At 33.3% G+C, this 6,054-nt stretch carries 8 protein-coding genes and 1 pseudogene; 5 read left to right on the plus strand and 4 right to left on the minus strand.

The features are described from left to right. Window positions 1-327: 327 nt before the first annotated feature. The 5 genes and pseudogenes from MN204_RS20130 to MN204_RS20150 form a co-directional block, all read left to right on the plus strand. Window positions 328-699, plus strand: a complete 372-nt coding sequence (locus MN204_RS20130; RefSeq protein WP_249872871.1) for a GntR family transcriptional regulator — start codon at window positions 328-330, stop codon at window positions 697-699. Window positions 700-703: 4 nt separating this feature from the next. Then, the gene (locus MN204_RS20135) at window positions 704-1,579 is read left to right on the plus strand and encodes an ABC transporter ATP-binding protein (protein ID WP_249872872.1); all 876 of its coding nucleotides are present in this window, start codon (window positions 704-706) and stop codon (window positions 1,577-1,579) included. Window positions 1,580-1,726: 147 nt separating this feature from the next. Further along, on the plus strand, window positions 1,727-2,596 hold the full coding sequence (locus MN204_RS20140) for an ABC transporter ATP-binding protein (RefSeq protein WP_249872877.1): 870 nt from the start codon (window positions 1,727-1,729) through the stop codon (window positions 2,594-2,596). Then, window positions 2,589-3,200 (plus strand): ABC-2 transporter permease, encoded by a 612-nt coding sequence (locus MN204_RS20145; protein WP_249872873.1) that lies wholly within the window; start codon window positions 2,589-2,591, stop codon window positions 3,198-3,200. The genes MN204_RS20140 and MN204_RS20145 overlap by 8 nt, the downstream gene beginning before the upstream one ends. 51 nt (window positions 3,201-3,251) lie before the next feature. After that, a pseudogene (locus MN204_RS20150) lies at window positions 3,252-3,761 on the plus strand (tyrosine-type recombinase/integrase); the annotation flags it as partial. Here the strand turns inward: MN204_RS20150 and MN204_RS20155 are convergent. The 4 genes from MN204_RS20155 to MN204_RS20170 form a co-directional block, all read right to left on the minus strand. Further along, window positions 3,721-4,638 (minus strand): alpha/beta fold hydrolase, encoded by a 918-nt coding sequence (locus tag MN204_RS20155; RefSeq protein ID WP_368858687.1) that lies wholly within the window; start codon window positions 4,636-4,638, stop codon window positions 3,721-3,723. The pseudogene MN204_RS20150 and the gene MN204_RS20155 overlap by 41 nt on opposite strands. A gap of 289 nt (window positions 4,639-4,927) precedes the next feature. Continuing rightward, window positions 4,928-5,158, minus strand: coding sequence for an HIT family protein (locus tag MN204_RS20160; RefSeq protein WP_249872875.1), 231 nt, complete (start codon window positions 5,156-5,158; stop codon window positions 4,928-4,930). 201 nt (window positions 5,159-5,359) lie between these two features. Next, window positions 5,360-5,770, minus strand: a complete 411-nt coding sequence (locus MN204_RS20165) for a GNAT family N-acetyltransferase (RefSeq protein ID WP_249872876.1) — start codon at window positions 5,768-5,770, stop codon at window positions 5,360-5,362. A gap of 71 nt (window positions 5,771-5,841) precedes the next feature. Next, window positions 5,842-6,054 (minus strand): NUDIX hydrolase (locus tag MN204_RS20170; RefSeq protein ID WP_498043951.1); only part of this gene is annotated, 213 nt, incomplete at its 5' end.

Consider the following 6,054-nt stretch of genomic DNA (forward strand, 5'->3'; position numbering starts at 1 on the left):
TTAAATTGACAGTATGCACGACAATATCATAAATAGTATCCTTGTTTTTCATTAAATTTCCACCCTTTTAACAAGATAGTCATCTTTGAGTAAAGCACCATTTAGTTAAATTGTTTAATCAAAATAGACTCTTTCTAAACTAAAGTCATTACGATTATCATAAGCCTTTAAAAGTACATGAATTATGCTTTAGCTAAAAACTCAAAATATCCTCCGATAATTACAACAATTCTACGCTTAAGAATGCTTGAATTATGCATACAATCATGATTAACTAGTGTATATAGTGATTATGTATTATATATATGGTGAAAAGGAGGTACCTGCATGCAAATCATAATATCAAACAACTCAAAAGAACCTATCTATGAACAGATTTCCAAACAAATCCAATCCAAAATACTGTCAGGTGAACTGACAGAAGGTACTGCTTTACCTTCCATAAGGCAATTGGCCAAAGATTTAAGAATTAGTGTAATTACAACTAAACGGGCATATGAAGAATTAGAGAAAGCAGGGTTCATCTACTTGATTGTAGGTAAAGGTTCGTATGTAGCTGAGCAAAATTTAGATGTGATTCGCGAGAAAAAACTAAGAGTAATCGAAGAACAATTAAGTGCAGTTATCTCTAATAGTAAGGAAATTGGATTATCTTATGAAGAATTACAAGATTTATTAAAGTTGCTGTATGAGGAGTGATCATTTGGATAATGTGATAGAAATTCGTGGTGTTTCTAAAGAGTTTAAGGAATTCTCCTTTGACAGTATAGATTTACAGATAAAACAAGGCTACACGACTGGACTTATTGGAGCAAACGGTTCTGGTAAAACATCATTGATTAAGCTAATAATGAATCTTCTGCAGCCTGATAAAGGAGAAATAAGCGTATTCGGACTGGATTATGCCACGCATGAAAAAGTGATAAAAGACCGGATCGGTTTTGTATACGACAGCAACATATTTTATGAATCCCTGAACTTAAAAGACATCAGTAAAATCATAGCTCCTTCTTATAAACATTGGGATAGTATGCAGTTTAAAGCTTATGTTGACCAATTTGAATTGCCATTAAAAAAACCAATCAAAAAACTTTCTAAAGGAATGCAAATGAAGGCTTCCATCGCCCTGGCCTTATCACATCATGCCGAATTAATTATAATGGATGAGCCTACAGCAGGTTTAGATCCGACATTCCGGAGAGAATTGTTAGATATTTTTCAAGAAGTCATGGTGAATGAGAATAGGAGTATACTATTTTCAACACATACTACTAGTGATTTAGAACGTCTTGCCGACTATATTGTATTAATTGACCAGGGTGAAATTCTCTTTCATCAGCGCATGGATGAGTTACAGGAAAAATATTCCATCGCGAAAGGAAATAGCGATTTACTTGATCGAGATACCGAAGCACACTTCATTAACATAGAACGCTCACAAGACGTATTTCAAGCTTTAACAATAAATGCAGCGCAAGTACAAAAAGTCTTTGGCGATTATATTGTAATGGAAAAAGCTTCTTTAGACGATATTATGTTTCATATGAAAGCAGCCCACAGACGCAATATACATAAATGAAACCAAACGAGATCTTAATGAGAAATTAAGATCTTTTTTATTTTGCAATAAAAAAATAAAATTAACTATTGTACGTATAGTGTATACAGTATATACTGTTAATAAATTATATATACACTTAAAAATGTATAATAAGGAGTGAGAACAATAGAAAATATAGTAGAATTTAAGAATGTAAGTAAGCATTTTAAAGATTTCTCCTTGGAGAATATCAATCTGCAAATAAAGCAAGGTCTCGTTACAGGTTTTGTAGGGGCAAATGGCGCTGGGAAATCAACTACAATGAAGTTAATGATGAATCTTTTGCAAGCGGATGAGGGAGAAATAAAGGTATTTGGTAAGCATTATGCAAATAATGAGAAAGAAATTAAGGAGCGAATCGGCTTTGTCTATGATAGTAACGTCTTTTATGAAAATTTAAATCTTAAAGATATTCGTAAAATTATAGCCCCTGCTTATAAAAATTGGAGTGACAAGCAATTTTATGATTATATCAAGATGTTTGAACTACCACTAAATAAGGCGGTTAAAACCTTTTCTAAAGGGATGCAGATGAAAACATCTTTAGCATTGGCCCTATCTCATGATGCCGAATTCATTATGATGGATGAGCCGACAGCTGGTTTAGATCCTGTATTTCGGAGAGAGCTGCTGGATATTTTAAAAGAGCTGATGACTGACGCGACACGAACACTTTTCTTCTCTACCCATATTACCAGTGATTTAGAGCGGATTGCAGACAATATTACTTTCATTCAGGGTGGTAAAATTCTTTTTAATGAATCAATAAGGGACGTGCAAGAGCGTTATGCATTAGTCAAAGGAAATGCCAATGTACTCAATCAGACAATAGAAAATAGTTTTATAAGTGTAGAACGTTCTTCAAATGAATTCCAGGCATTAACAAATAATGCAGAAGAAGTAAGGGAAGCTTTAGGGGATCAAGTGGTTATGGAAGAAGTAACTTTGGAGGATATTATGTATTATGCGAAAGGAGCCCGTAAGCAGAATGTTTAACTTGATAAGAAAAGATTTGGTTATCCAAAAGTCACAAATATTACTCTTTATTCCGTTTATTATGTTCTTTGCCATTTTTGGTGATCATATGAGTCCTTTTTTTATTTTTCTGATCACCAGTTTGTATATACCGTTGAATGGATATATTTATGATGAACAAGTAGAATCCAACATCCTTCTTAATTCTTTGCCATATAGGAGAAAAGAAATTGTGGCGGCAAAATATATTGGTTCTGTGGTATATATGTTTTTATCAATCGTTATAGCTAGTATTATTCTGTATTTATTTAATTTTGACTTTACACTCCAAGATATAGCCATCGCTACAGGATTATTTTTCCTCTTTACTGCTATAGCGTTTCCGTTCTTTTATATATTAAAGCCTGGTTATGTTGGTGTAGCGGCTCTAATTGGAATGGTAGTATTTGCGGTTGTGCTGCCACCGGCTCTCCGATTCCTGGCAGAACATCTGACAGCTATTACAGAATTCATTACAAGCTTGTCGACAGCTACTCTTTACCTTAGTGGAGCCGTGATCTCAATAAGCCTCTTTCTAATTTCCTGGTTAGTCAGTCAAACAATTTACCAGCGTAAAGTCCTCTAACCTGGACAGAAGGACAGGTATAGGTCCTTTTCTTCTAAATCTCGGACAAGGGACCTTACGCCTTTGTCCGGTGTTTTTTCTACTGGTTATCGTATTGGAGTGATTATGACACTTAATCGAAACAGAATTAACTGGGGCAATCAATCTGCAATTGTACGTGGTAAAGGGGATAAGGAACGAGAAGTGTATTTTAATATCCGATGTGATATTTGGCTAAAGAAATATTTAGATGGTAGATATGATAATGATCCAGCAATATTTGTAACTGAACGTGCACCACACAGAATGAACTTTGCACAAATGAGGTACATTATAAAACGCATTTCAAATTGGACAGGAATCAATAAAACCATTCACCCTCACCAATTGAGACATAGTTACGCAACAAAGCTGTTGAATAATGGCGCACCACTTGAAGTTATCCAAAGCCTTTTAGGTCAAGAGAAAAGTGAGACAAGACGTATATATGCTCAATTAAGTGGAAGACTTCGGAAGGAATTAAATTATTGCACAAGTAAGTTTAAGTACATTTTTTCACAATCTCAGAAATTGATTGAATAATAATGTCTGGTCTATCAATATGTATGGCGTGGCTTGAACATTCTACGAATACAATTTTGTTATTGTTAGAAAGGTTTCTCTGTCTTCTAATGAGTTCTTGCCATTTCTCTTCAAAGATTCTTAATTCTTCTTCTGGCAGCTCACCTTGTTTTCCCAATTTAATGCTAAACTCTTTATCTCTTCCTAAAACAATTAGTGGTACATTGATAGTCGTTTCTAAGGACTTAATAACCACAGCATCTTGTTTCCAATTACTTATTTCAGAATACATCGCTTTGTATAAAGAAGGTCTTATTTGAAATTCTAATAACCGTTGTTGAATCTCTTTAGGAATTGACTTTAGTTTTTCTGAAAGAGTAGGGTTTACTATTTTCCTTAATTGCTCTTGTTCCATCGAGGAATAGGATTTACATTTCTCTAACCAAACTTCATCTGTCTCATCTTCATCCAATACAGGTAAATCTAACTCGTCTAATTCCTGTAAATCCACAGAGGTTGAATCCACCAACACTATTCCTGCAACCTTCTGAGGATGACATTTAGCAAAATGTTGGGCACACAACCCTCCATATGAATGACCAACCAAAATAATTGGCTCAGTAATTTCAAGAACTGACATTAAATCGAGTAATTCTTTAACGACGGCCTCCGTATTACGAACTTCATTCCCAATTTCACTTTCACCAAGTCCAGGTCTGTGAAACATTACCACTCTATTTGTTTCACTTAAAGTCTCTGTAATGTTGTGCCATTCGTCAAAAGAACAACCCATCCCAGGTAGTATAATAATCGTTTTTCCTTTGTGACCTTTCCTAAGTACCTCTATCATCTTTTGTTTTACCTTTAAAATTAAAATAATAATTATTCCCCCTAGAATTCTTTAATTCTTCTTCCACAATATCCTGCCCTTTAGTAAAAAAGACCGTTATAATGACGATCTCATTGTTGTGTTAAAGCACCCATATAGTTGAAGGCCTTATAATGACTTTTTTAAGTGATTGTATGTATATTTAAGATTCTTCGCATTTGCAACTTCCTTATTAGTTGCGAGTTTTAATTCTATTTTTTCGTTATGATGCCTCGGGATTATATGGAAATGAGTGTGCATAATATCTTGTTGTGAATTTACTCCATTATCACTGAGTATAGTAAAGTCAGTACAAATATCAGAAGTAATGAGTAAATTTGATACCTATATTAGTGCAATTCATTAATCCTTTCATAACTTCTTCATCGTTAACAGTGTCTAATCTGTTAAAATGTTTATTTGAAATTACTATTGTATGACCTAAAGCCACAGGATTAATATCAAGGAAGGCTGTAGTTATCTCATCTTTATATATTGTATACGAGGATATTTCTTCTCTTACAATGCCACAAAATATACAATCCTTCATTATTTAAACCCTCCATTCTTCATTAAGAACTTTTTTGCCTTCAAACAAAGCATCCGTTACTTTAACTGCATATTTTTATAAGAAAGAAATTGTTGCTTAATTATATACTCATTGTCTTATAAAAAAATGTTGCACCTATTTAAAGGTGCAACTCTTATTTTTATGTTTTTTCAATAACAAAATATTTTTAAATTAATCCATCTAACTTAACTTAATGAATGCGACTAAAGAACCCTTATCGCAAGATTGGAAACCATTCTTTTCATAAAAATGTCTTACATCAGGGGCTTCTTCGGTTAATAAAACTTTTTGACGAACATTTTTGTATTTCTTCAGAACCTGTTGCATCATTTGAGTAGCAATTCCTTGATTTTGATAAGCATTTAATACAAGGATATCTTGAATATAGATAATTGTTAATCCATCACCAACAATACGAATTAACCCAACTAATTCTTCACCATTCCAAGCAGATATAACTTCTAATGACTGTTCTATTGCGTGTTGAAGAACTTCTAAATCTTGTGTATAGGCATACCATTCTACATCATTATATAATCTTTCTAATTGTTCTCTTTTTATATTTTTACTATTAATAAAATTTAACGTCATGCATTTTTCCTCCTCAAAATATATTATTTTGGAGAGTTGTTCCACAACTTTTCCACTGTTTTATACCTCCTTTAAATAAAGACGTGGTGTAGGTAATCTCCGTGACCTCGTATAAGTTCAACTTCATCCTTTGATGATATCCAAAAATAATGGAATGTTAGTTCTTCTTCATCTTCTCCACCTGCTGGCTGGTAATCCCACTCATCTGGAGCATCCGATACATTTATCCTGTAAAAAAATCTATTATGTATAGCACCATCATCATTTTTCCAATTATCTTCTAC

The sequence above is a fragment of the Oceanobacillus saliphilus genome, assembly GCF_023522835.1.
Taxonomy (GTDB): domain Bacteria; phylum Bacillota; class Bacilli; order Bacillales; family Amphibacillaceae; genus Oceanobacillus; species Oceanobacillus saliphilus.